Annotated in this window: 21 protein-coding genes, 1 tRNA gene and 2 pseudogenes; 13 read left to right on the forward strand and 11 right to left on the reverse strand. The window is 38.6% G+C overall.

The window, feature by feature from the left end; translation table 11 throughout:
* Positions 1-64: 64 nt before the first annotated feature.
* Positions 65-1309: an MFS transporter gene (locus N8A89_RS09390; protein WP_281542031.1), complete on the reverse strand. Its 1245-nt coding sequence runs from the start codon at positions 1307-1309 to the stop codon at positions 65-67.
* 140 nt (positions 1310-1449) lie between these two features.
* Positions 1450-2607 (reverse strand): alpha-hydroxy acid oxidase, encoded by a 1158-nt coding sequence (locus tag N8A89_RS09395; RefSeq protein ID WP_289644224.1) that lies wholly within the window; start codon positions 2605-2607, stop codon positions 1450-1452.
* A gap of 132 nt (positions 2608-2739) precedes the next feature.
* Here N8A89_RS09395 and N8A89_RS09400 point away from each other — a divergent pair, with 132 nt between their 5' ends.
* Positions 2740-3318 carry a RidA family protein gene (locus N8A89_RS09400; RefSeq protein ID WP_281542032.1) on the forward strand — a complete coding sequence of 193 codons (579 nt, stop codon included), beginning with the start codon at positions 2740-2742 and terminating at the stop codon, positions 3316-3318.
* 10 nt (positions 3319-3328) lie between these two features.
* On the opposite strand, the gene N8A89_RS09405 is transcribed toward N8A89_RS09400, so the two are convergent.
* The 5 genes from N8A89_RS09405 to N8A89_RS09425 all read right to left on the reverse strand — a co-directional run bounded on the left by N8A89_RS09405 (position 3329) and on the right by N8A89_RS09425 (position 10101).
* Positions 3329-5170, reverse strand: coding sequence for an FAD-dependent oxidoreductase (locus N8A89_RS09405; RefSeq protein WP_289644225.1), 1842 nt, complete (start codon positions 5168-5170; stop codon positions 3329-3331).
* Positions 5167-6330 carry a n-acyl-d-glucosamine 2-epimerase gene (locus N8A89_RS09410; RefSeq protein ID WP_430681969.1) on the reverse strand — a complete coding sequence of 388 codons (1164 nt, stop codon included), beginning with the start codon at positions 6328-6330 and terminating at the stop codon, positions 5167-5169. Before N8A89_RS09410 ends, N8A89_RS09405 begins: the two co-directional genes overlap by 4 nt.
* Positions 6331-6437: 107 nt before the next feature.
* Entirely contained in the window at positions 6438-7367 is a 930-nt protein-coding gene (locus N8A89_RS09415) for a DUF4434 domain-containing protein (protein WP_289644226.1), read from the reverse strand.
* A 1-nt stretch (position 7368) separates the two neighbouring features.
* The gene (locus tag N8A89_RS09420; protein WP_289644227.1) at positions 7369-9195 is read right to left on the reverse strand and encodes a sodium:solute symporter family protein; all 1827 of its coding nucleotides are present in this window, start codon (positions 9193-9195) and stop codon (positions 7369-7371) included.
* A 288-nt stretch (positions 9196-9483) separates the two neighbouring features.
* Complete coding sequence (locus N8A89_RS09425) at positions 9484-10101, reverse strand: fasciclin domain-containing protein (RefSeq protein ID WP_281542037.1); 618 nt, start codon at positions 10099-10101, stop codon at positions 9484-9486.
* Positions 10102-10372: 271 nt separating this feature from the next.
* On the opposite strand from N8A89_RS09425, the gene N8A89_RS09430 reads away from it, so the two are divergent.
* The gene (locus N8A89_RS09430; protein WP_281542038.1) at positions 10373-10792 is read left to right on the forward strand and encodes an arsenate reductase family protein; all 420 of its coding nucleotides are present in this window, start codon (positions 10373-10375) and stop codon (positions 10790-10792) included.
* Positions 10793-10804: 12 nt separating this feature from the next.
* Here N8A89_RS09430 and N8A89_RS09435 read toward each other — a convergent pair whose 3' ends face one another.
* On the reverse strand, positions 10805-11044 hold the full coding sequence (locus N8A89_RS09435) for a hypothetical protein (protein ID WP_430681970.1): 240 nt from the start codon (positions 11042-11044) through the stop codon (positions 10805-10807).
* A gap of 238 nt (positions 11045-11282) precedes the next feature.
* Here N8A89_RS09435 and N8A89_RS09440 point away from each other — a divergent pair, with 238 nt between their 5' ends.
* Complete coding sequence (locus N8A89_RS09440; RefSeq protein ID WP_281542040.1) at positions 11283-12182, forward strand: hypothetical protein; 900 nt, start codon at positions 11283-11285, stop codon at positions 12180-12182.
* Between the two features lie 210 nt (positions 12183-12392).
* Positions 12393-13382 (forward strand): 2-hydroxyacid dehydrogenase, encoded by a 990-nt coding sequence (locus tag N8A89_RS09445; protein WP_281542041.1) that lies wholly within the window; start codon positions 12393-12395, stop codon positions 13380-13382.
* Between the two features lie 192 nt (positions 13383-13574).
* Here N8A89_RS09445 and N8A89_RS09450 read toward each other — a convergent pair.
* A tRNA-Arg gene (locus tag N8A89_RS09450) sits at positions 13575-13646 on the reverse strand.
* Between the two features lie 58 nt (positions 13647-13704).
* The gene (locus tag N8A89_RS09455; RefSeq protein WP_281542042.1) at positions 13705-14427 is read right to left on the reverse strand and encodes a hypothetical protein; all 723 of its coding nucleotides are present in this window, start codon (positions 14425-14427) and stop codon (positions 13705-13707) included.
* Between the two features lie 478 nt (positions 14428-14905).
* Here N8A89_RS09455 and N8A89_RS09460 point away from each other — a divergent pair, with 478 nt between their 5' ends.
* From N8A89_RS09460 to N8A89_RS09490, 7 genes and pseudogenes are all read left to right on the forward strand, one after another.
* Positions 14906-16354 carry an arginine decarboxylase gene (locus N8A89_RS09460; protein ID WP_281542043.1) on the forward strand — a complete coding sequence of 483 codons (1449 nt, stop codon included), beginning with the start codon at positions 14906-14908 and terminating at the stop codon, positions 16352-16354.
* Between the two features lie 79 nt (positions 16355-16433).
* Entirely contained in the window at positions 16434-17372 is a 939-nt protein-coding gene (gene speB, locus N8A89_RS09465; protein ID WP_289644228.1) for an agmatinase, read from the forward strand.
* Positions 17359-18337, forward strand: a pseudogene (locus tag N8A89_RS09470) (deoxyhypusine synthase family protein). The gene speB and the pseudogene N8A89_RS09470 overlap by 14 nt, the downstream one beginning before the upstream one ends.
* 2 nt (positions 18338-18339) lie before the next feature.
* On the forward strand, positions 18340-18660 hold the full coding sequence (locus tag N8A89_RS09475; protein ID WP_281542045.1) for a hypothetical protein: 321 nt from the start codon (positions 18340-18342) through the stop codon (positions 18658-18660).
* A gap of 121 nt (positions 18661-18781) precedes the next feature.
* A complete protein-coding gene (locus tag N8A89_RS09480) occupies positions 18782-20308 on the forward strand; it encodes a bifunctional GNAT family N-acetyltransferase/carbon-nitrogen hydrolase family protein (protein WP_281542046.1) in 1527 nt (508 codons plus the stop codon).
* Between the two features lie 5 nt (positions 20309-20313).
* A complete protein-coding gene (gene rimK, locus N8A89_RS09485; RefSeq protein ID WP_281542047.1) occupies positions 20314-21684 on the forward strand; it encodes a 30S ribosomal protein S6--L-glutamate ligase in 1371 nt (456 codons plus the stop codon).
* 77 nt (positions 21685-21761) lie between these two features.
* The gene (locus tag N8A89_RS09490) at positions 21762-22325 is read left to right on the forward strand and encodes a hypothetical protein (protein WP_281542048.1); all 564 of its coding nucleotides are present in this window, start codon (positions 21762-21764) and stop codon (positions 22323-22325) included.
* 81 nt (positions 22326-22406) lie between these two features.
* Here N8A89_RS09490 and N8A89_RS09495 read toward each other — a convergent pair.
* Positions 22407-23347 (reverse strand): annotated as a pseudogene (locus tag N8A89_RS09495) (NAD-dependent epimerase/dehydratase family protein).
* An 88-nt stretch (positions 23348-23435) separates the two neighbouring features.
* Between N8A89_RS09495 and N8A89_RS09500 the strand changes: the two are divergent.
* Positions 23436-23912 (forward strand): hypothetical protein, encoded by a 477-nt coding sequence (locus N8A89_RS09500; protein ID WP_281542049.1) that lies wholly within the window; start codon positions 23436-23438, stop codon positions 23910-23912.
* A complete protein-coding gene (locus tag N8A89_RS09505) occupies positions 23899-24402 on the forward strand; it encodes a nuclear transport factor 2 family protein (protein ID WP_281542050.1) in 504 nt (167 codons plus the stop codon). The genes N8A89_RS09500 and N8A89_RS09505 overlap by 14 nt, the downstream gene beginning before the upstream one ends.
* The last annotated feature ends 28 nt before the right edge of the window (positions 24403-24430 follow it).

Raw genomic sequence — 24430 nt, forward strand, 5'->3', positions numbered from 1 at the left:
AAAAGTTGAATTAAAAAAGGCCAAACATATATTAGTTTGGCCATTTTTATTGAATAAAGATCGATTAGGCTACTTCCACCTCTACCTCACTTTTTCTATTCTTCATCCAGAAATACAAAATAGTAAAAAGTACAATCAGTATTGCGGGAAAAATAGTCATTGTTTCTAGTGTTGCTTGTCCAGAGACTAATTCCAGTTCATCCCCAGTTAAACCCTGTGCCGAGGCGTCGGCTCTATCAGAATCAATCCACCCACCGATGATGGGTTGGAAAATTGACGATGAGAACATGCCAACGGCACCGACAATGGACATACCCAAGGCACCACTTTTGGGCACTTTGGTGGCTACTAAACCAATCATATTGGGCCAAAAATAGGCAATACCAAGTGCAAATATAATAGCTGCAACATAGGCCATAGCCCCTGTTTGCGTACTGAACAAGTAAATCCCGATTGTTGCTAAGATAGCAGAGCCCAGGAGTACTCCAGTCTGGTCGAATTTTTTTACCATATCTCCACCAAAATATCTGGCAACTGCCATTAAACCCGCAGTTAGCGCCAAAATTAAATAAGGATTTGCACCGCTTTTCGCTAGAATAAGACTAACCCATTGGTTAGGTCCGAATTCAGAAATAGCTGTTAGGGCCATACATATACCAATAAAAATAAATAATGGGGTAATCAAAGCTTTCAAATTGCTACTTAGTGTTGCTGCCTCCTGTACTTTTGCTTTAGGCCAATCCTGTCCATAAAACAAATAGGCATAAATTAGAGCAGGAATTAAAAGTAACCATACTTGATCTTGCCCTAATATTCCAAAATAAGTCATTAAACCTGAAAGCAAACTTCCTACAGCTATACCGCCTGGAAACCACATATGAAAACGATTCAGCATCTTACTCATTCTTGTCCCTTTGTATGCATCAGCAATCATCGGATTACAAGCTGCTTCTGTACAGCCATTACCTAACCCTATTAGTAGATTTGCTATCAATAAACCCATATAACTACCTGAGAAAATCAATAACAATATACCTACAGCATGAGCGAAAAAAGCAAATTGCATAATGGCTTTACCACCTACCTTATGGTAAATGAGGCCACCAATAACCATAGAAATGGGAAAACCTAGGAACCACATAGATGTAATTAATCCCGCCTGACTTGCGGTTAATTCCAATTCAGTTTTCAATTGATCCAAAATTCCAGCTGCAATAGCGAAGGAGAAAGCGGTGGTTATCAATGCAAAACAGCTACCGTAAAATAGTCTGTTGGCATTTACATTTGGGCTAGTCGTTGAACTTTCCATAAATTATTGGGTTTATTTATTGCTTTGGTTAACACGCTAATCTACTAAAAATGAAATTATTTTACTTATTTTTTATCGAAATCATATTGCTTCGTATAATTAATTGTTGAATTCTAAGCTTTTAGTGTTCTTCTAAAAGGTTAAGACTGCCTTGGAAGCAGGTGTTTAGGTAGATCTTCCACCCGTTCGCAGCACAACTGGTCCATGACCTGTTTAAACTGTCTCTTAAGGATGGCAATAGTATGTTCCCCTCCCTCATTTCCCAATGCGGCAGCACCGTAGGTAAATGCCCTACCCATAAAGGTGAATTTAGCTCCACTCGCGATTGCTCTGGCAATATCCGGACCTGAACGTAGTCCGCTATCCATCATGATTTCTATTTTGTCGGCATAATTGGCCACTATCCCTTCTAGGGAATGTATGGTGGATTGCGCGGCATCCAATTGTCTGCCACCGTGATTTGAAACGATGATGCCATCAAAACCCAAGCGTATGGCATCGGCCGTATCCTGTGGTGATGCCACCCCCTTCAGTACTAATTTCCCTTTCCATTTATCCCGAATAGGTTTTATTATTTCCTCGTTTAACCTGCCTGAAAAAGTCTTATCCATAAACTGTCCCAGTTGTTTTAGGTTTAACCCCTCTGGGGTATAGGGCTTCAAATTTTCGAAAGTGGGTTGACCGTATTTCAACGTGTTGTAGGCCCAAGTGGGTTTTCCAAGGATTTGAAGAATATTCTTAGCCGACATTTTTGGTGGAAGGGCAAGGCCATTACGAATATCACGGGGTCTATAACCAAAGGTCGGGACATCGCATAATAAGACCAAAACAGGGCATCCGGCTGCTTCCGCCCTGTCCAATAGATCGTTTCTTATTGCATCCTCTACCGGATTGTATAATTGAAACCAAGCCCTTCCTTCGGTCAGTTCGCTGGCTCTTTCAATATCCATGGTGGCCACGGTGCTTAAAATAAATGGTATGTTGTGGGCATGTGCGGCCTTTGCCAGGATTTCGGGCGAATTGGGCCAAATCAAACCTCTCAAACCAACGGGCGCAATTCCAAAAGGCGCATCAAACTCCATTCCCAGTACCTTGGTCTTTGTAGAACTGTTCCCATAATTATTTAGATATCTAGGTTGTAATTGTATCTCTCTTATTTCTGAAGTATTCCGAGCCAGACTTACATCTTCGTTACACCCTCCATCCAAATACTCGAATGCAAAAGCGGGCACCCTTTTTTTTGCCAGCTTTCTTAGGTCATCTATGGATGGATACTTGGTATTGATAGTAGAACTCATGAAATTTCAGCGGTTAGAAGATTTTTAAATATACGACATACGGATTTCTGGACTATGTAAATTAATAAAAGCGTCATATCTTCATACATAATATGAATGCTTTAAGTTTGACTAATATAAATAAAGTATAGCATGAAATTATATTCAATAGTGTTACTTACGTTTCTTATAGTATCCTGTAACCCTGTATCCAATACTGAGGATAAAAAAATGGGAGAGTCCGCCCAGGGCTCCGTTATCCCAAAGGGTTATGATCCAGAGGCGAACCTTGCAAAGTTAGATGTGGAGTTTCGAGATCAGGGCACTCCAGTTGCCAATTATGTACATGGCGTACAAACTGGCAATTTGATTTTTTTGGCGGGGAAAGGTCCCAAACAAGCCAATGGAGAGAATATTATAGGTAAGTTAGGGGTTGAGTTGACGGTGGAGGAGGGGTACGCCGCCGCACGTGAAGTTGGAATAAATCAATTATCGGTACTCAAAGACATGCTTGGGAACCTCAACCGCGTTAAACGCATTATAAAAGTAAAGGGAATGGTAAATGCCGCTCCCGATTTTACTGACCAATCCAAAGTTATCAATGGCTATTCCGACTTAATGGTAGCGGTTTTTGGTGAAAATGGTAAGCATGCACGCGCTGCCGTTGGTATGGGCTCTTTACCCGGGAACATGGCCGTTGAGGTAGAAATGATCGTGGAGGTTTGGGAATAATGACAGGACGCTAATTTGAAATAATATTACCTTGCCAGTCAATTTCTTTGTCGAACGGATTCAATAATCTGTCGGTTATAATACTGATAGTTCGTCGGTTTAATTTGGTGTTCCCGTCTGCAGATTGCTTAATGCCCCAAGACTCCCAATTTTCAAGTAAGCTTTGTTCTTGATAGTTGGGATTCAATGTTTTCATAATTTCTATAACAAATTTTAGTGTTACCCCTTTTCCTGATGCAGGTAAATTTTCCAATTGAGAAAAGTATGGGAGGAGACCATTTTTCCATTCGTATTCGGATACGATTTGCTCTGGATAAAACCAAGTTTGATTTGCCCATTTAAAGGGGATGCCAGTTCCTTTTAGAATTCCGCTAGCGCCAATACGCTGCATTGCTGCAAAAGCTACATCCTCTATTTTGACATCTATAAAGGGCATCAGGTAAGCATTGTATTCCAGTAGCGTATTCTGGACTTTTCTAATGGATATCTCTGAAGGCTTTTTATTCTCGGAAATAGCTATGGCCGCCAAAGCACCAGCGGCCTGACCAATTCCTAGTACTACGGGTTGTAATCGTGTAGCTCCATTAACGATATTGGAAACACTGATATTCTTTTCAGCAACAAGGAAGTTATCTACGTTTTCTGGAACCAAACTACCTATGGGAATATTATAGCTAGGGATCTTTATATTTATAAAATCGATTTCAGGTGCTTCCGGATTCTTATCATGATGATGATCTATAGGGTAATCCCCTACGGCAATGCCCGTTCTATAGAGGTTGAAATCATAGGGATGTTCTAAATGATCCACCGTTAAGAAGACCTTCCCTTTTATCCTCCTTGCCTCTCGGTCATAGGGAATCATAGGAAAGTTGTCGCCTGTAGGAAATTCTTCAGCCACTCTTAAGTTTTTGAAACCTAGTTCATTTTGGATATAGTAAACAAAACCTTGGGTAAAATCCTTGGCTTCTTTTAATTTGTTTTGCCGGTCATCAGTGGTAAGTTCTGGCCAGTTCAAATAAAAATCATTCCCACAATTGGGCCAATTTATCATGTATTTATTGTTTGGAAGTTTACCGTAGTTCAGCATTTGTTCACAACTGGAAACGCCACCGAACATTTCACCACTTTCTCGGTTGCAAGCACATTCATATGCTTGAGGATTGTAATCGTTCGGCTTTTTTACTAATCCTTTTTTTTCTGGAGTATCGCCTTTATCCTCTAAAATAAGCACATAAGTCAGGTCTTGGACAATTTGGTTTGCACTATCGGGCGCTTCATTTTCTCCAGTATCTGATTTTGCATCCATACCCAACCTGAAATCCGCCCCTACTAAGGGGAGCAATTCACCAATTTCAGTAGCATCGATAAGAATTTTAGCAGTTGTAACATACGTTTTGCCTTTCTGCTGGTAACTAACCGACCAGCCGTCGTCTAGCTTTTCAATACTTGTGTACTTGGCGTTAAAGGCAATGGTCAAATTTGGAAATTCGGTCATTTTCTGCAATATTTTGTTTCCTTTGGAAGGCTCAAATAGCGTATGACTTACCCAGCCCGTTGCCAAGGCTTCTGCTCCGCCATAATGGTCACGGAGCTTTTGTCTAAACTCGCCCCAAATTCCCGATGGCAGTTGGTGATTACCATCAATTGCCGATACACCTGCCGACGTCAACATTCCGCCTAACCATGGAGTGGCTTCTATTATTTGAACTTTAGCCCCCATTTTAGCTGCTTGTATACCCGCAGATGTGCCGCCTGCACCGCCGCCGATGATTACAATATCAATTTGATTTTGCGCAACGCCTAAAGTCGAGAATAAAAGAGTAATTAAAACCAGATGTATTGTTTTCATATAGCTGTATTCTTCAAAGTTTTCCAAACTTCCAATAAGGCTCTTGGAACGTGAAAACACCCTTTCCATTTTCCGCCCTTAAGGTCTAGCAACACTTTCCCTTCCCTATTCAGATAGCCAAACCATTCACCTCCATTTTTAGTATCTCTAAAATGTTCCCAAGTATAGTCATGAACTTTCTTAAACCAGTTGGCTGCCTTCGGGTTTTGGTTATAGGCATACGTTTTTGCGAGCGCTACCAGTGTTTCCAAGTGTACCCACCATAGTTTCTGGTCGTGTTCCAACTGTTGGGTCGGGTAACCCTTTACGTCCATAAAATAAAAAATACCTCCGTGCTCATCGTCCCAACCGTGTTCTAATTGCTGAAACATGATTTTTTCCGCTTTTTCAATTAATGCTTTGTCATTTTTACGAATTCCAAGGTTCATAACAAACCACATGGCTTCAATGGCGTGCCCCGGATTTAAGAGACGACCCTCGAAACAATCTATGAACTCCCCCATATCCGAAACGTTTTCAAGAACTAAACCGCTCGTTTCATCATAGAAGGTATTCATGACCAAATCAATTACAGAATCGGTGATTTCTGTGACGCTATCAGAGCCTAATAGTGGTTCTAGCTCTAAAGACAGATTGCACAAAATCATGGGTAAGGCAAAATTCTGAAGATTGCGAGTGCCAGGGACAGCTTTATTGTAATTGCCTTTTGGATTGTGCTGTCTCTTTAGAATATTTGCAAAGGTGTTCGTTGAAATTTTCTTATACCGCTCTTCAGGTGCAATTTCATACAATTTTCCAAATGCCATTGCTGCAAAACAATCGGAAAAGATATTATAGGGTTGGACCAAAGGCCGACCGCTTTGATTTAAGGAAAAATACCAATTACCCTTTTGGTCCCGACCGTGCTTTTCAAGAAAATCAGCTCCAGAGACGGCCATTTCTTTCCAAGATTCCTTTTTTTGAACGGACTTGTATAAAGTCGAAAACATCCAAACTTGCCTTGCTTGTAACCAAATAAATTTATCCGTATCGTACACTTCCCCATTTTGGGTAAGGCAAGTAAAGAATCCTCCACAATCCTTGTCCAACGAATATTTTTCCCAGAAGGGGATGACCTCGTTTAAAAGCTCGTCCTTGTAAATTTCTGCGTATGCGTTCAAAATGTATCTTTATGTTATAAAAGGTTTTCCAGTCTTTGGTTATATCCCTGGCGTTATTTCTTCCTCTCGTTCCTAAACAGAGCCAAGACGGTAGCGATTCCTTTTAGCTATATAGAAAAATGTTCCATATATCTGTTATACAAATGCCCTGCCTGCTTGTAAGCCGATTGCGGACTCATAAAATGTGAGAACTCAAAAGTGATCGCTTTTGTGCAACTTGCTCTTTTTGCAGCTTTCAGCTTCAGTAATAATTTTTCCCATTTTATGGGAAGGAATTTAATGGGCATATCGCGATCAAAGGATTCCGAGTTCGTCCAACATTCCAGTTTATATTTATCGGCCAAGGTTTTGTTTAACCTTAAATAATCCTCTAAATCATCGTATCTCACATGACCGTCCTGGAAAGCTACGATATCTACGCTGTTCTTAATTCCTCTGAATATTTCATCCCATTCCTCTTCATGTTCTTTGAGTGATACACTTGCTTCTTTCGTAAGCTGATCTGAGCTTGTCGAAACTGCTTTTTTCCCATCTATCCACGGTGATATCAAAACAGGCAATCCGTTGCTCACAGCTTTACATTTGTCTCCTAATTTGACAATGGAAGTTATTGCTCCTTTTGTTCTTCGGCTCAGTTCCAAGCTTAAATACCAACCTCCGAAACTTTTATAATGTCCGTAAGTTCTATAGACTTCTTCCACAACATGAAGATTTAAGTCTACTTCTTGGTGCATATCTCCGGTTTCCCAATAGACACCGCTATCGTAAGTTCCAAAATAAAAGGTCATACCATATTTTTCAGCAAGTTCAAGGTACAATTTGACCAAATCTAAAGGAGGTCTGAAACAGTTGCGTTGTTTTATAAGATAAGAAGATGGATAGGTCAAAAATTGTTGATATCCGCAGCGTATCAAAATCACGGTATCAATCCCCATTTTTTTCATGAGGGCAAAGTCCATGTCCCATTCTTTTGCGCCCCAATTTTGATGGGGAATGTCATGGCTGATTTCGTCTATAAATGTTCCTGTTATCTTCATACTATACCTTCTCCAAATTATCCCACCAATATCTTTTCAATAAGACGCTTGTCAATATCAAGACCGCACTCCAAATAACCATTTCTGTATTCTGCCGAAGCATAAAATATAAGGGGATGACCACTTGAGCCATTTGCCAAATGATTCCGATTACGATATTAAAGGCATCTCTTTTAAAATCTATGTTAGGCCTAAAGTTCGGATTTTCCGTCATAACTTCTGATTTAATTGGCCCCCAAAATCCCCATGGCTTCGTCTTCTGATAAAAAGATTTGACCTGTTCACGATTAGGCAATGGTTCAAGAAATGTACCGACGATACATCCTATCAATGCAAAGAAGAAAATAATAGGGAACACAAAAATATCGACATACTCCGGAAAAAAAATGAACTTGACAGTCGACCCTATCAATCCAAAAAGCATTCCCCAGAAATAACCATTTCCTGAAAATCGCCACCAAATCCATTTGAGGATATTGGCCGCAACATAACCACCATAAAGGGAAGAACTTAGCCAAAGGATTAGAGAGTTGAGCGAACCAGCGTTGAAGCCAAAAGCAATACCTACCATTACCAATGCCAATGATGATAGGATGCTTAATTGTACTAATTTCTTGTCAGGAGCCCCGGGGTTTATATATTTTTTGTAAATGTCATTGACAATATAGGCGGGAGCAGAGTTTACGAACGCGGCAAAAGTCCCCATGAAAGCCGCGAGAAAACCGGCAAGCATCAAGCCTTTTAGCCCCACAGGCAAAAATTTATTGATGGCCATGGGAAGCACTTGTTCAAAATCTATATTATCGCCCATTGCGGCCATTTCAGGGCCTAAATAAACTAAGGCAAGTACGGCAAAGCCGATAATCATGAAATACCTTGGAACATATAAAACACAAATGGTCAAAAAACTCATTTTGGCCGCTTCGGCCGGGGTTTTAGTGGCTAAAATACGTTGCATGTCATAACTGGGAACAGGTCCCGCTATGGAAGCAAAGACGCCCTTAAGCACCATGAGCATGAAGAGTATTCCGAAAAGGTCAAATCCGTCTGAGGCAATTTTATTATTCACCTGTGGGAAGGTGGTATTGCTCCAATCCAAGTCCAGATTCCACCCAAACCAAAGTTTGTCCCAAGTTTTTGGAACAACCGCAGCAATCTGCTCAGCCGAGACCATAGTATAGGCAACGATTCCCACCCCAACGCAGGCAATGGTCATGATGACAAACTGCATGACCTCCGTGGCCACAACACTGTGCATGCCCCCTTTTACCGTGTACAAAGAGGTGAGCCCGCAAATGAGAAGCGCATAACTTCTGGCAGAAGAAATTTGATATCCGAAAAAATCAAAACCAAAATCCCAAGGTAGAATGGCCGTACAATACTTTCCAATGCCTTCAAAAAAATACGCGATAAAACCAAGGACACTAATGACCGCAAAAATGACGATAATAATATGTGATAACTTGGCCCCTTTACCGTCACCAAAGCGAAAAGTAATCCATTCTGCTCCGGTCATAACATTGGAGCGGCGCATCCAAATAGCCAGATAGACAAATACGAAAACCTGGTTCCATACTGGCCAAAGCCAAGGAAGCCAAGCACTTTTTAATCCATAAACAAAAAGGATTCCTACGCTCCACATGGTACCCGAAATATCGAACATGCCAGAGGCGTTGCTGAGTCCTAAGTAATACCAGGGAAGCTCATTACCACCCAAGAAATAGGAGTTAAGATTTTTGGAAGATTTTTTGGAAAGATAAAAACCTAAGGCCAAGACGCCTATCACATAGGCTAGTACAATTCCAATATCCCATAGGGAAAGTGTCATGTATTGGTTTACATTGGTTCGTTACCCCTAAAATAGGAAATGTTTGGATTGCCCAGGTTTTAAGCTAATTAATAAATCGAAGTGGACGCATCCATTTTACACTTTTAAAATGAAAAATTTATACTTTTTAGTATTGTGCAATACTACATAGAATTGAAAATAAAGGATGAATCAAAGTTTCAGCGCCATATGCTTCACATAATAATATTTCAAGACCTATGAAGGCAATTACTGCTTTAAAAGTTTAGTTTCAAAATACTTTGCACAAAAAATAGCGGTTCATAAATTTTACTTTGTTGAGTTAGTCATGTTCATTTGACTTCTAGGCTCCAATATTTTATCAATGGTATAAACAATTCCATTAGAACCTCTAATACTTTTTGAACTCACTGTAGCTAAAGTTCCACTTTCATCCAATATTTTAAGCTTGTTATTTTCTAAGCGGAGCGCAAGAAATCCTCCATGTAGTGTTTTTAGACGCATTGGTTTTCCTCCAATTTTTAAACTTGAAATTAATGTTTCTACATCGGTTTCACTTTCAACAAAATGATATTTTAGAATACTCGGGAGTCTATATAAACTGTCGGGAGCTGTAAGATCGTTAATTGCGTATTTACTAGGGCCAAATGCCTCATCAGTAGGCACAAAAACTATGATATTGTTCATCTCCTTGATTTCATCAAAAAATGAGGCTGCATTTACTAGCTTCAGAAAACTGTTATAAACGGGAGACTGGTCTAAAATCTGCATTACAGAACGTTCAAAATCTAAGGAGGTTGAGTATACAGAACCCTTTGTTTCTAACTTTGATTTAGTAGCGTTATCCCCACAGGAAATCACCAATACGCTTAAACTTAATATTCCGGAAAGTATAACCACACCCTTTTTCATATTTGTCTTTTTCATATTTTATGTCGTATAACTGTTTTATTCTAATTATTGTTTAATATTTTTTTTATAAAGTTAAACAAAATACCTTATCTTTAAAAAGTACAAGAAAATTTTTACCGGAGGTATTGCTATTTTGACCGTTGCAATAGGTAAAATGGGTACTGAGTTTGAAATATGAATATATTAAAATGATAAGCGATTGTAAATATTATAATCTTTACCAATTGATGTACAATGCTTAAGTATCGTTAAGAAACAAAAAATTAAAACTAAATTGATTTAGAATATGAGTGCAATAGCAAAGAATAACAGAATTATTACTATTATATATGATTCAAATACATCTATAGGGAAACAAGCTTTAGCTTATTTACAGGCTACTAAAAAGGAAATAAAGGCTTTTGACATTTCTAAAGCTTCTTTGACAGGAACGCAATGGGCGGAAGTAGCCAAAGGGCTTGATAAGATGATGGGCGAGATTGTTCAAAAAAATCATGGTGATTTCAAAAAGAAATTCGGTTCAAATTCGGTCGATTTTGATTTTAACGATTGGGTACGTATTCTTCAAAATGAATCAAATATTTTGAAACAACCTATACTGGTCGTCAATAAGCATTTTTTTCAGATTACAAGTCCATCTGAAATAATGCATTTTCTTGAAGCGCAGAGCGCAGCTATTAAAAAGCCATATAATAAAGAAAAGTGAGTTCGAAGAAATTTATATTTCCAACCTGCCTTTAATACGCTTATCTATTTTGCGCTTTTTAATCGTGACGCGCTTCATCCAATCCATTAGGTTTTTGTCTTTATTGGCTTTATATATCTCGTTTAAACCTAAAACAATTTTTTTTGCCTCTCGCGAAGCACTTACCCTATCACTTGTGCTCATGTGAGACATTTTCCTTTTTTCAAACTCGCATGCCTTTTCTATCCAATCCATGATTTTAATTTTGTTCATTAAATATACTAAAATATTAAACAAAAAGTCTTAAATTTAAGGCAATACTTTAATCGAGCTAGTAAGAAAATCTATGGAATCAATAATTAATTCATAATTCGTTTTAGTTATTTACTACCCAAATTCCATTTATGTGTTAGAAACATTGGAAACTCAATTATAGGACAGCTATTCTGAGCATTTCTGGCTGTTAGTAATATGAATAGATATTTCTAAAGTTTAAACTCTTTACAGGAACATGATATATTTAGAAAATTTATTCACCACACTATATGCTGCACTTCTATCCGAAAATACGCGTGAGAAAATAGAAAAAACGATTCTATCCATTGCCCTTTTTAGTTTTTTTGTCCATTTAATACTAATCTATTTAGTAAAAATGGATATTATCCCAAATTTTAATGAATCCGAGTTACTGCAGAATCCTATATCTTCTATTTACACGCCTTTTTCTTTCATTTTAGTTTATGAAGTTTATTTATTAATTTTTTATCTACCTAAATCATTTACCACGTATATAACAAAGCAATATGAAATAATTACGCTTATTATCATCCGTAAATTATTCAACGACCTTTCAGCCTTGGAACTAACATCTAATTGGTTCGAAATAAAAGGGGACTTGCAATTCACTTATGACCTAATAGCATCATTACTACTTTTTTATCTCATTTTTTTGTTTGAAAGGCAAGGGAAGAAAAAATTAAATAATAAGTTGGAGGATAAACCTATTATTGAACGCTTTATAAAAAGTAAAAAAATCATAGCGGTAATTTTAGTGCCGTTATTCCTGATTATGGCGGTATATACGTTCATGAATTGGTCTTTTGCCGTTTCTATGGCATCCGATGAGATACTTGAGTTTAATAGTATAAATAATCTCTTTTTTGACCAGTTCTTTACGATTTTGATTTTAGTGGATGTTATATTATTGTTGATATCATTTTTTTATACTAATCAATTTCACAAAATAATAAGGAATTCAGGATTTGTCATCTCTACAATTTTAATTCGTTTGTCCTTTGGAGTTAGTGGCTTAACAAGCACTGTCCTTATAGTCGTTGCCGTACTATTTGGCTTAACTATAATTGTAATTCATAACAAGTACGAAAATGAATCCTTGGCCAGCAACGTGTAGTGTTGTGCATAATCTAATGGACACTAAAATATTATGTTTAACTATGTGTTGAGATTTGCGGCAAAACTAAAGTTGTGACCCTATTTTGCAACCGTATGGGATTGTCCAATAAATTTTTTTGTAAAATAAATAAAGGTGTCTACAAGAAATCAAAGTTTAAAAAGTCATCGTACGTTATTCAGTTTTTTTAATTAGCTCAAAAATTTGAACATGAAAGTAGCCGTATTCAGTACAAAATCTTATGACCAAAAATATTTTGAAAAGCACGCAGGGATGCACAATCATAAATTTTCGTTTTTTGAAACCGCTTTAAAAAAAGATACTGTAGGTCTTACCGAAGGTTTTAATTGCGTTTGTGCGTTCGTGAATGACCAAATCGATAAAGTGGTAATGCAAGCCCTTGCAAAGAATGGAATTAAACTTATTGCATTGCGCTGTGCTGGATATAATAACGTAGACCTTAAAGCGGCAAAGAAGAATGGAATAACCATAGTTCGTGTTCCAGCATATTCACCAGAAGCTGTTGCAGAACATGCACTTGCTTTAATTTTAACCCTTAACAGAAAAACACATAAAGCCTATAATAGAGTGAGAGAGGGAAATTTTTCTTTGAATAATCTTATCGGCTTTAATCTTTCAGGTAAAACAGTGGGTGTTATTGGAACAGGTAAAATTGGGGCAAAATGTAGTAGAATACTTGTGGGTTTTGGATGTAGGGTTATTGCTTTTGATATTATCAAATCTAAAGAATTAATTGATTTAGGAGTTGAATATTTACCGTTGGATGAAGTATTTAAAGAAGCGGATATTTTGTCCTTGCACTGTCCATTGAACCAGGACACAAAACATATGATCAATGGGCGTAGTATTGGATTAATGAAAAATGGTGTAATGATTATAAATACTAGTAGAGGTGCTCTTATAGATACAGTTGATGTTATAAAAGGCCTTACAGAAAAGAAAGTAGGTTTCTTGGGTATCGATGTCTATGAACAAGAAGAGAATCTATTTTTTGAAGATTTATCGGAACATATTATCCAAGATGATTTAATCTTAAGATTGAATAGTTTCCCGAACGTTCTTATTACCTCTCATCAAGCTTATTTCACAACAGAAGCAATGGATGAGATAACCACAACCACCCTAGAAAATATTACAGCTTTTGAAAAAAACAACGAACTGAAAAATGAAATAAAATAAATGCTCAAAATAAGGTTCCTAACCAGCCATGAAATACTTTATTGATTATTAGCAACTCCAAGGAAAAAAGGGGCTTTTAAACAATAAAACTCATAAGAAATGAAATAGGGGTAAGGCTTATCTGGTACTTATACAGATTTCGAAGCATTTACTCTGCAGTCTAAGCCAAGTCATTACCTTTTTTAAAATTTGTAGCCTCGGCAAGAATCGAACTTGCATCTAAAGTTTAGGAAACTTCTATTCTATCCATTGAACTACGAGGCCGATAAGATGGGCAAAAATAGAATATTTGATCAATTAACCCTAAAAAACATTTTAACCTTTATTTGTTCTTTGATGGCCTCATACTCCAAATCTCGTACATGGGCTCCCCTTTACTATTCTTTCCGGTATGATGCCAGTCATCGCCTTTAATTTCATAATTGAATTCCAGACTTGCACCTACGCGCGAGTTATCTCTTGAAAAGTATTCTATATTTTCGGTGTAGACCCCATCTTCCGCAGTATAGGATCCACCACCCGTACCAGAAAACTTCATGGTCTCGGTCTGGTAGGCTATCCATTGAAAACGATTGTCCATCAGGAATTTTAAGGTCTTCCTGGGGTTTTCTTCTCCCCTTCTTTCTTGACCCGTATCCGGACCTCTGGTCGCAAAGAGCCAGGCCCCGTCCAAATCTTGTTCAGTAGATTCCATACGAAAAAAGGTGAGTTGTGGGTCGGTTTTCAGTATGAGTTCTTCATCTTGTTGGGAAAAAGGAATGGTAAGTTTCTTTACCCCATCGCTTTCGTAATTGGAATTAAACTCTAAGTCTACATGTAGCACCCCATCCTTTATTTGATAAAATCCGCCATGGGTTTCTTTAAAGTCGGCCGGTGCCATTTTATACACCGAGTGGATCAAATATTCATCACTTAGTTTAAGTTCATGACGAACATTGTCTACTTCGGTAACGTATACTCCTGGCTGTATTTGAGAATTAATAATTCCAATTCCATAAACGAAAAATAGGGGGATGGTAAAAATGTTTAATTTTTTCAATTTCATTATAAAGTATTTAGTAATAAATATAAAAATTAAAACCTTACAAATGAACAGGTTATAGCATCTTTAAAATAGTATAAAAGCTTTGTAAAACTATTTTTTGCATTTCGTCGTAATTTGATTTCTAAAACCAGGTTTTTTCAAATATTTTGTTTTCTTTTGCGCTCCAAATTTGAGAATTTTATTTTTACTTTTGGATATGGCTTTTAGCTGAACATCATGCCAAATGTTTTTATGTTCGGACTATTGGGAATTAGGAAGTCAAACCCCATAGTAGTCTATCAGATAGGTCGCCGAATTTTAAAGCTAACTTCCAATTTTGTTACTACCATCGTGGAAAGCCAACACGATTATTTCTTTATACCTACAACCCAACGGGAGTTTCAAATTTGATTTTAGGTTTAGTTGTGTTACTTGACGCAATACATCTTGCAAATACCTTAAATTTTTCTACATTGAAATTTTACGATAATCCGTTTACATGAATACAAAATATATAGATTTAATAGATCAAACCTATTTTTTTCCTCAAGAAGAGTTTACACTTAAAGAAGACAATCTTCAGTTTCATGGCATTCCACTTAAAGAATTGGTTGCCGAATACGGTAGTCCTTTAAAGTTTACCTATTTGCCAAAAATCTCTGAAAATATTAAAAGGGCAAAAAATTGGTTTGCAAATGCTATTGAAAAGAATGATTATAAGGGTAAATACAACTATTGCTATTGTACTAAAAGCTCCCATTTTCAGCATGTAATGCACGAAGCGTTGAAGAACGATATACATATGGAGACCTCTTCCGCTTTTGACATCAATATTATTGAAAAGCTAAAGGCCGATGGTAAATTAAAGGATGACGCTTACATCATTTGCAATGGTTTTAAGCGCTCCCAGTATATTGAAAATATTGCGAGGTTGATAAATAACGGACATAGAAACTGTATTCCGATTATTGATAACTACGAGGAAATAGACCTTTTGTCCGAAAGTATTAATGATACCTTTAAAATTGGTATACGCATCGCATCTGAAGAAGAGCCAACTTTTGAATTTTACACCTCCAGATTAGGTATCGGATATAAAAATATTGTCCCGTTTTATGAAAACCAGATAAAGGACAATGATAAGGTAGAACTAAAAATGCTCCACTTTTTCATTAATACCGGCATCCGGGACAATGCTTACTACTGGAACGAATTGGTGAAATGTTTAAAGGTTTATGTCCGATTGAAAAAAATATGTCCGTCTTTGGATAGTTTGAATATCGGTGGGGGATTTCCTATTAAGAATTCACTGGCCTTTGAGTACGATTATCAGTATATGATCGATGAGATCTTGAATCAAATCAATATTACTTGTTCCGAGGCCGATGTGCCCGTACCTCATATATTTACAGAATTTGGTAGCTTTACCGTAGGTGAAAGCGGTGGGGCCATTTATGAGATATTGTATCAAAAGCAACAGAACGATAGGGAAAAATGGAATATGATCGATTCTTCCTTTATCACGACCCTACCGGATACTTGGGCCATCAATAAGCGTTTTATCATGTTGCCCATAAACAGATGGAACGATGAATACGAGCGAGTGCTATTGGGCGGCCTAACGTGCGATAGTGATGACTATTACAATAGTGAGCAGAACATGAACGCCATATATTTACCCAAGTATAAAAAAGACAAGCCATTATATATAGGGTTTTTTAATACAGGTGCCTATCAGGAGACTATAGGTGGTTACGGTGGTTTACAGCATTGCCTTATTCCGCAGCCAAAGCATATTTTAATAGATAAGGATGCGAATGGTAACATAACGACCCAGCTTTTTAACCCACAGCAGAAGGCGGAGGATTTATTAAAGATTCTCGGGTATGGCGAAACAGAAATAAAGAAAGAAAAGAGAGAAAAAGTTAAGGACGGGGTTATAGACTGATCATACAAATTCCTTCTTTTGGATGCATTTTCCCTAAAAAACCATATATATTTAAACTGAGAAATTAATTTTTATAAAAATGAGCACAAAGAATTACGCGGGAATTCCCGATAAATTCGCGCAGTTAGAAACTGCGAAGGTTATTTTAATCCCTGTTCCCTACGACGGCACCAGTACTTGGGGTAAAGGTGCGGACAAAGGTCCAAGGGCATTTTTGGACGCATCCGAAAATATGGAGCTTTATGACATCGAGACGGATAGTGAGGTTTACGAACAAGGTATTTATTTAGCGGATGCGATAACGGAGGATAGCTCACCAGAGGCAATGGTCAAAAGTGTGCATAAGGTCACAAAAGACTTTATAAAGCGCAATAAATTTGTAACCCTTCTTGGCGGGGAACATTCGGTTTCTATCGGGACCATTCGTGCGTTCAATGAGTGTTTTGATAATTTGACCGTGTTGCATATTGATGCCCATGCGGATTTGCGCGAGTCTTACGAGGGTACAAAATTCAACCATGCCTGTGCCGTGCATGAGGCAAGCCAGACTACCAATTTGGTCCAAGTTGGTATTCGTTCCATGGATGCTATTGAAAAGACCTATATGGATGAAGAAAAAACCTTTTTCGCCCATGACATGGCCAATGATGAATATTGGATGGATAAAGTAATTGAAGCCCTAACGGACAATGTTTTCATAACTTTTGATTTGGACGCACTTGACCCATCCATTATGCCTTCTACTGGAACCCCTGAACCGGGCGGACTTTTTTGGTACGAGACTTTGGAGTTTTTAAAGCAGGTATTTGAAGAGAAGAATGTGGTAGGTTTTGATATGGTGGAGCTATGTCCCAATCCAGCCGATAAATCTTCTGACTTCTTGGCTGCCAAATTATACTATAAAATGTTGAGCTATAAGTTTATGGGACAGGATGTGGATGATAATTATGATAACACGTATGATATAGAATATAAAGGCGGTTCTACAAATTCAAAATTCGAGGATGACGAAGACTAAGGGGGCAATCTCCAATTTTATTGAAAAATACTATTTACACTTTAATGCGGCAGCCCTAGTAGATGCTGCCAAAGGCTATGAAGAGCAGCTGAACAATGGCGCCAAAATGTTGGTGTCCTTAGCTGGAGCTATGTCCACCGCAGAATTAGGTAAGATATTCGCCGAAATGATACGTCAGGACAAAGTACAGATCATTTCCTGTACCGGGGCTAACTTAGAAGAGGATATAATGAACTTGGTGGCACATTCGCATTACAAAAGAGTACCAAATTATCGAGATCTTACGCCTCAAGAAGAGTGGGACTTGTTGGAAAAAGGCTTGAACAGGGTTACGGACACGTGTATTCCGGAGGAAGAGGCTTTCCGTAGAATACAGGAACATATCGTAAAAATTTGGAAAGATGCCGAAGCCAAAGGAGAACGGTATCTACCGCACGAGTACATGTACAAACTGTTACTTTCCGGGGTATTGGAGCAATATTACGAAATTGATTTAAAGGATTCTTGGATGTACGCCGCTGCCGAAAAAAATCTCCCAATTATCTGTCCCGGATGGGAAGATAGCACCATGGGTAATATTTTTGCCTCGTATGTTTTGAAGGATGAACTTAAGGCCAGTACCATGAAATCGGGTATAGAATATATGACCTTTTTAGCTGATTGGTACACGGACAACTCTCAAAACGGTATAGGGTTTTTTCAAATTGGTGGAGGAATCGCTGGAGATTTCCCTATTTGTGTAGTTCCTATGTTGTATCAGGATATGGAGCGGACGGATACACCTTTCTGGAGTTATTTCTGTCAAATAAGTGATAGTACTACCAGTTACGGTTCCTATTCGGGTGCCGTACCCAATGAAAAAGATTACCTGGGGGAAATTGGACATTGATACCCCAAAATATATAATTGAAAGTGATGCGACAATTGTTGCTCCCCTAATTTTTGCTTACCTTTTGGACTTATAAATATGGACAAGAACGCACATTTGAAAAGAGTCATCGTAGACTTTAAAAAGCTTACTCCAGAAGTATTGAAACTTTTGGTAGAACGTTATCCCGATGGGTATGATGACCGCAATATCATCACCTTTAAGAATGGCCAAGGCGAACGTATTGAAGCCGTTGAGGTACTCACTCAAGACACTAAATACCTGGTTAAGATCAGTGCCAAACTGGAATATACCATGGAAAACTACGATGAGGATGACTACGAGGATTTTGAGGACGATGATCCAGAGGCAGTAGTGGAACCCGACCCGGAAGATATGGTGGACGGGGATGAAGACTAAATTTTACCGCGCCCTGGCATTTCTAAATCTACTTTAAACTTATTCCATCCCTTTAGGTGAACTGGTGCGTATTGTTCGTTGCCTTTCATAACCAACTTAATGCTATCATACTATTTCAAAAATGAAAATAGAAGAAATTGAAAATATTGAATTAAAGTTCTTGAGTCTTGATGATTATCAAGAACTTAAAATTGCCATGCTCGCCGCGTATATTAATATGCCCTGGGCTTATTGGAAGGAGGAGCATATCAAATCACTCATAGAAAAATTCCCGGAAGGCCAGGTCGTTATAAAAATAAACGGACAATTGGCAGGTGTTGCCCTATCAATAATCGTAGACTATGATGCTTATGATGATGAACATACCTACGAGCAGATTACCGGTAATTATTCCTTTAACACTCATAATAACGATGGGGATGTTCTCTACGGTATAGAAGTCTTTATCAAGCCACAGTTTCGTGGGCTACGATTGGGACGTAGATTGTACGATTATCGTAAAGAGCTCTGCGAAAAACTGAACCTGAAAAGTATAGTTTTTGGGGGACGCATGCCCAATTATCACGAATATGCAGATGAACTAACTCCAAAAGAGTACATTGCCAAAGTACGCCGCAAAGAAATTCAGGACCCTGTATTAAACTTTCAGATCAGTAACGATTTTCACCCTGCCAAAGTCATGAAGGGCTATCTGGAAGGCGATGCGGAATCGAATGATTTTGCGATTTTGATGGAGTGGGACAATATTTATTACCAAAAACCATCTAAAAAAGCGGCCACCAAAAAAACGATAATCCGTCTGGGTTTGATTCAATGGCAAATGCGGCCCTATAAGGATTTAGATGAACTGTTACAGCAAGCGGAGTATTTTGTAGATGCGGTAAGTGGTTACCGATCGGATTTTGCACTCTTCCCTGAATTTTTTAATGCTCCCTTAATGGCTAAGGACAATCATTTGTCCACGCCAGATGCAATTCGGGAACTGGCAAAACATACGGAAGCCATCGTTCAAAAATTTTCGGAATTTTCCATATCCTACAACATCAATATCATCACCGGGAGTATGCCGGAAATGATTGAGGGACGGCTTTATAACGTTGGCTACCTGTGTAGAAGGGATGGGAGTATGGAGCGTTATGAAAAATTACATGTTACTCCGGACGAAGCTAAAGTATGGGGAATGCAGGGCGGACATCAGTTAAAAGCTTTTGATACCGACTGCGGTAAAATCGGAATCCTCATCTGTTATGATTCTGAATTTCCGGAATTGAGTCGAATTTTGGCAGACGAAGGAATGGATATTCTTTTTATTCCATTTTTGACTGATACACAGAACGGCTATTCCAGAGTGCGGAACTGTGCTCAGGCAAGAGCCATAGAGAACGAGTGTTATGTGGCCATTGCTGGGAGTGTTGGAAATTTACCTAACGTCCAGAACATGGATATCCAATTTGCACAATCCATGGTATTTACACCTTGTGATTTTTCGTTTCCGACAAATGGTATAAAAGCGGAAGCTACACCCAACACAGAGATGATTTTAATTGCCGATGTGGATATCGATTTGCTACGGGAGTTGAACCAATTCGGTGCCGTGCGGAATCTAAAGGATAGGCGTACCGATATTTTTGAACTTAGAAAAAGATAAAGGATTTGGATTTAAAGATTATAGGGAGTGAAGAATGGTGTGTCTTTGAGGAATTAGGCATTCCTGCCATTAAAGCGCGTGTAGATTCCGGGGCAAAAACCTCATCTATTCAGGCAACTAATCTTAAAGTATTCAACAAAGGAGCTAAGGAATGGGTAAAATTTGAAGTTAATCCTTTACCGGAAAATAGAAGTATCGGAATTTCCTGTGAAGCGCAGCTGGTAGACCGCCGTATGGTTAAAAGCTCATCCGGCATTTCTGAAGAACGATTAGTGGTAAAGACCCCGGTGACCATAGGTGATCATACTTTTGATATAGAGCTGACCTTGGCCAACCGGGATACAATGGAGTTCCGCATGCTTTTAGGGCGTGAAGCACTTAACGAACGGTTTATTGTAAATCCGGCAATCAACTATGCCGTGCAGGAATTTGTTGAAGAGGAGATTGAAGAGAAGTACCAACCTTATTTTAAGGAAAAAACAGGCCTGAAAATTGGGCTATTAGCTAGCAATCCTAATTTATACAGTAACAAACGCATTATGGAAGCGGCAGAGGCCAGGGGGCATGAAATCGTTTTTTTGAACGTTGAACTGGCGTACATGAAACTAGATGCTCGTTCCCCAGAAATACGCTACCGTGGTGGAAATATCTTAAAGGATTTCGATGCTGTAATACCGCGTATAAAACCATCGGTTACCTTTTATGGATGTGCCCTTATACGTCAGTTCAAGAACTTGGGGGTTTACTGTCAAAATTCAGCGGAATCCATAACCCAATCCAGGGACAAACTTTTTGCGTCGCAGCTCTTTTCCAATTATGACATTCATATCCCGATTACCGGATTTGCCAAGTCACCTATGGATACTAAAGACTTGATAAAAATGGTTAATGGCGCCCCGTTGATCATAAAGCTACTGGAAAGCACACAAGGTAAAGGTGTGGTTTTAGCGGAGACCAATAAGGCGGCAGAAAGTGTTATCAACGCCTTTAAAAGTGTTAATACAAATATTTTGGTACAGGAATTCATAAAAGAAGCCAACGGGCAGGATATCCGCTGCTTTGTGGTCAATGGGAAGGTTGTTGCCTCAATGCAGCGCCAAGCGGCAAAGGGAGAATTTAGGGCCAACATTCATCAAGGAGGAAAAGCCTCTAGGATAAAAATTACGACGGAGGAACGTAAATTGGCACAAAAGGCTGCCAAAGTCCTGAACTTGGCCGTGGCTGGCGTGGACATTATCCGTTCCAATAAAGGACCTTTGTTATTAGAAGTCAATTCCTCTCCTGGTCTGGAAGGTATTGAAAATGCTACGGGAAAAGATATTGCCAATGAAATGATCCTGGCCATAGAGAAAAAATTGAAGTTTACTCAGGGATAGTTCCTCGTTTATCATCAGGCCCAAAATAGTAGATATCTACAAATAATCCCTTTATCCATAGGAAATATGAATATGTTATGAAGAATTCTTTGGTTGTATTGATAATAGGACTAACGTCAACGCTCGTCGGAGCGCAATTCATCAAAAACGAATCTATTAACGCACAAATAGGATTTGGATTGAGTTCCCCTTATAATAGTGTGGATGAAATTGTCGATGACGGTTTGTTCCTTCAAGGTGAATATGTTCTAGGAATCGCTTCCTGGTTTGAACTGAGACCCTATGCTGGTATGATTTTAACAAGTTCCAATGGAGATGATATTAATGGTAATCCAACCGTGGAAAAGGCAGAAACCAAAGCTTTTTTAATTGGAGGGAAAGGAAGAATTAGTGCTCCAATTCCTTGGGTTGCCCCGTATGTGGAGATTGGAATTGGTGCATCGATTGGAAAATTTGAAACCTTTACGGCGTTTGATGACATTAATAAAAGTGGATTTATTTACCACATACCATTTGCCTTCGGATTGGAAGTAGGACGAAAAAATAATATTGATTTGGGTTTGGCTTACTATTTTCAACCGAGTGTCCAACAATATGCCGGAGCATTTGCATTAGGCATTTCAATTCCTATAAAAGGATAGATAAGATGACATGGCGTCATATTTCCTGCAAAATGCCCGATTCCAATAAAGCTAGATTGAATCTAACTATATAATTTAACCTTAGCCTTTCAAATTTTTCAACATCTCTTTTGTAGTTTCCCTCAAATCGTATTCAGCTTTCCAGTTCCAGTCTTCTTGGGCGTTAGAGTCGTCTATACTACTGGGCCATGAGTCTGCAATTTTTTGTCTAAAATCAGGTTCGTACGAAATTTTGAAATCTGGAATATTTCTGCTAATCTCTTCTGCGATGTCTTTTGGTGTAAAACTCATCCCGGAAAGGTTATAAGAAGAGCGCACTTTTATGTCATCTGCACGGGATTCCATAATCTGTAGGGTAGCCCTAATGGCATCATCCATAAACATCATCGGCAAGGCCGTATCTTCTTTTAAAAAACAGGTATAGGAGGTCTTGGACAAGGCCTTGTGGTAGATTTCAACTGCATAATCGGTAGTGCCACCTCCTGGCATGGTTTTCCAACTGATCAAACCGGGATAACGGATGCTTCTGACATCTACTCCAAACTTGTTATGGTAATATTCACACCAGCGCTCTCCGGACTGTTTACTTATGCCGTAGACGGTGCTGGGTTCCATAATAGTGTTTTGTGGCGTATTTTCCTTGGGCGTATTGGGGCCAAAAACCGCAATACTAGATGGCCAAAAAATCTTATCTATTTTCTTTTCTTTTCCTAGGTTAAGAACATTAAAAGGGAGTTCATGTTTAGGTTCCAAGCCCGCATGGGAAATTTTTCCGCTGTAGCACTTAGCATGGCCGCCATTAAATATACCTCGTTAATTTCATAATAGGCTACCACCTCCTCCAGCGCATCATAATCGGTCGCGTCCAAAATTTCAAAAGGTCCCGAGGCCATCATTTCCTCACTTCCTTCCCGGATATCGCTTGCGATGACATTATTAGATCCGTATTTCTCTCGCAAGGCAAAGGTTAGCTCTGTACCTATTTGTCCACACGCTCCAATAATCAAAATATATTTCTCCATTAAAAAGAAGTTAAATGAATTCTGCCATAAAGATACCCTTTCCTAAAATTTGTACATTCGCCACATGTCAAAAATGTTTGTTTTTCTGATGCTATCACTGCTTTTAATGGCCTGCAAAGATACACCGGCTGCTACTGCGGATTCGCAGGGTATAGGTTGGACATTGGACTCGAGTGAATTGCCTAGAAAAAGTGCGGTGAACGGCAAAGCTGCTGCAATTCTTAATAAATGGAAGGAGTTCAGTATGTTCGAAACAACGTTCGACCGATTATACACGAGTGAGAATAGGGAAGATTTAATATTGGTTACGGAGGATTTGGTGGAAAAACAAAAAGTGCTGGAAGCATCCGTATATCCTTCGGAGTTTGATATCCCGCAAATAAAGGGAAGGCAAAAAGTCTTGAAGACCTACATTTTAAAAACAAAGGGAGATTTAGAATATCGTCTAAATCCAGAGGACTCCTTAAAGGAGGTGATACAGGCATTTAATGCTTTAAGGGAACAATTTAACGTAGTGGTAAACAATACTTTGCCAGAGGACCTAATCAAAAATGAGAAAAGCTAAATTTTTACTGTTATTTTGGAGCATAGCTTGCATTGCACAGGAGCAACCGCAACAAGAAATTAATGCGGTATTAGACACTTGGCACAACGCTGCGGCCGAAGCAAACTTTGATACCTATTTTAGTTTGATGTCGGACGATGCGGTCTTCATTGGAACGGACGCCACGGAAAACTGGGACCTAACCGAGTTCAAAGCCTATTCCAAGCCACATTTTGATAAGGGTAAGGCCTGGAATTTCACTCTGGTGGAGCGCAATGTTTATGTAAATACTTCCGAAAATTTTGCTTGGTTCGATGAGCTACTGAATACGCAAATGAAGATTTGTCGTGGCTCTGGCATACTCAAAAAAGTAGATGGAAAATGGAAAATTGGGCATTATGTGCTGTCCATAGCCGTACCCAATGAACATGTTTCGGAACTTATCGAGATTAAAAAGGAAAGGGACAATATCCTTCTGGAAAATCTAAATCATAAAAAAACGGGCAATTAGCCCGTTTTCAGTTTCTTATAATTTTTTA

The sequence above is a fragment of the Maribacter aestuarii genome (assembly GCF_027474845.2).
Taxonomy (GTDB): Bacteria; Bacteroidota; Bacteroidia; order Flavobacteriales; family Flavobacteriaceae; genus Maribacter; species Maribacter aestuarii.

Coding starts and splice junctions, on each gene's coding strand:
- N8A89_RS09430 (WP_281542038.1), top strand. CDS start 10,373: ATGAGTGCAATAGCAAAGAATAACAGAATTATTACTATTATATATGAT.
- N8A89_RS09435 (WP_430681970.1), bottom strand. CDS start 11,044: ATGAACAAAATTAAAATCATGGATTGGATAGAAAAGGCATGCGAGTTT.
- N8A89_RS09475 (WP_281542045.1), top strand. CDS start 18,340: ATGGACAAGAACGCACATTTGAAAAGAGTCATCGTAGACTTTAAAAAG.
- N8A89_RS09395 (WP_289644224.1), bottom strand. CDS start 2,607: ATGAGTTCTACTATCAATACCAAGTATCCATCCATAGATGACCTAAGA.
- N8A89_RS09490 (WP_281542048.1), top strand. CDS start 21,762: ATGAAGAATTCTTTGGTTGTATTGATAATAGGACTAACGTCAACGCTC.
- N8A89_RS09425 (WP_281542037.1), bottom strand. CDS start 10,101: ATGAAAAAGACAAATATGAAAAAGGGTGTGGTTATACTTTCCGGAATA.
- N8A89_RS09480 (WP_281542046.1), top strand. CDS start 18,782: ATGAAAATAGAAGAAATTGAAAATATTGAATTAAAGTTCTTGAGTCTT.
- speB (WP_289644228.1), top strand. CDS start 16,434: ATGAGCACAAAGAATTACGCGGGAATTCCCGATAAATTCGCGCAGTTA.
- N8A89_RS09390 (WP_281542031.1), bottom strand. CDS start 1,309: ATGGAAAGTTCAACGACTAGCCCAAATGTAAATGCCAACAGACTATTT.
- N8A89_RS09400 (WP_281542032.1), top strand. CDS start 2,740: ATGAAATTATATTCAATAGTGTTACTTACGTTTCTTATAGTATCCTGT.
- N8A89_RS09415 (WP_289644226.1), bottom strand. CDS start 7,367: ATGAAGATAACAGGAACATTTATAGACGAAATCAGCCATGACATTCCC.
- N8A89_RS09455 (WP_281542042.1), bottom strand. CDS start 14,427: ATGAAATTGAAAAAATTAAACATTTTTACCATCCCCCTATTTTTCGTT.
- N8A89_RS09445 (WP_281542041.1), top strand. CDS start 12,393: ATGAAAGTAGCCGTATTCAGTACAAAATCTTATGACCAAAAATATTTT.
- N8A89_RS09405 (WP_289644225.1), bottom strand. CDS start 5,170: ATGAAAACAATACATCTGGTTTTAATTACTCTTTTATTCTCGACTTTA.
- N8A89_RS09460 (WP_281542043.1), top strand. CDS start 14,906: ATGAATACAAAATATATAGATTTAATAGATCAAACCTATTTTTTTCCT.
- N8A89_RS09420 (WP_289644227.1), bottom strand. CDS start 9,195: ATGACACTTTCCCTATGGGATATTGGAATTGTACTAGCCTATGTGATA.
- N8A89_RS09500 (WP_281542049.1), top strand. CDS start 23,436: ATGCTATCACTGCTTTTAATGGCCTGCAAAGATACACCGGCTGCTACT.
- N8A89_RS09505 (WP_281542050.1), top strand. CDS start 23,899: ATGAGAAAAGCTAAATTTTTACTGTTATTTTGGAGCATAGCTTGCATT.
- N8A89_RS09440 (WP_281542040.1), top strand. CDS start 11,283: ATGATATATTTAGAAAATTTATTCACCACACTATATGCTGCACTTCTA.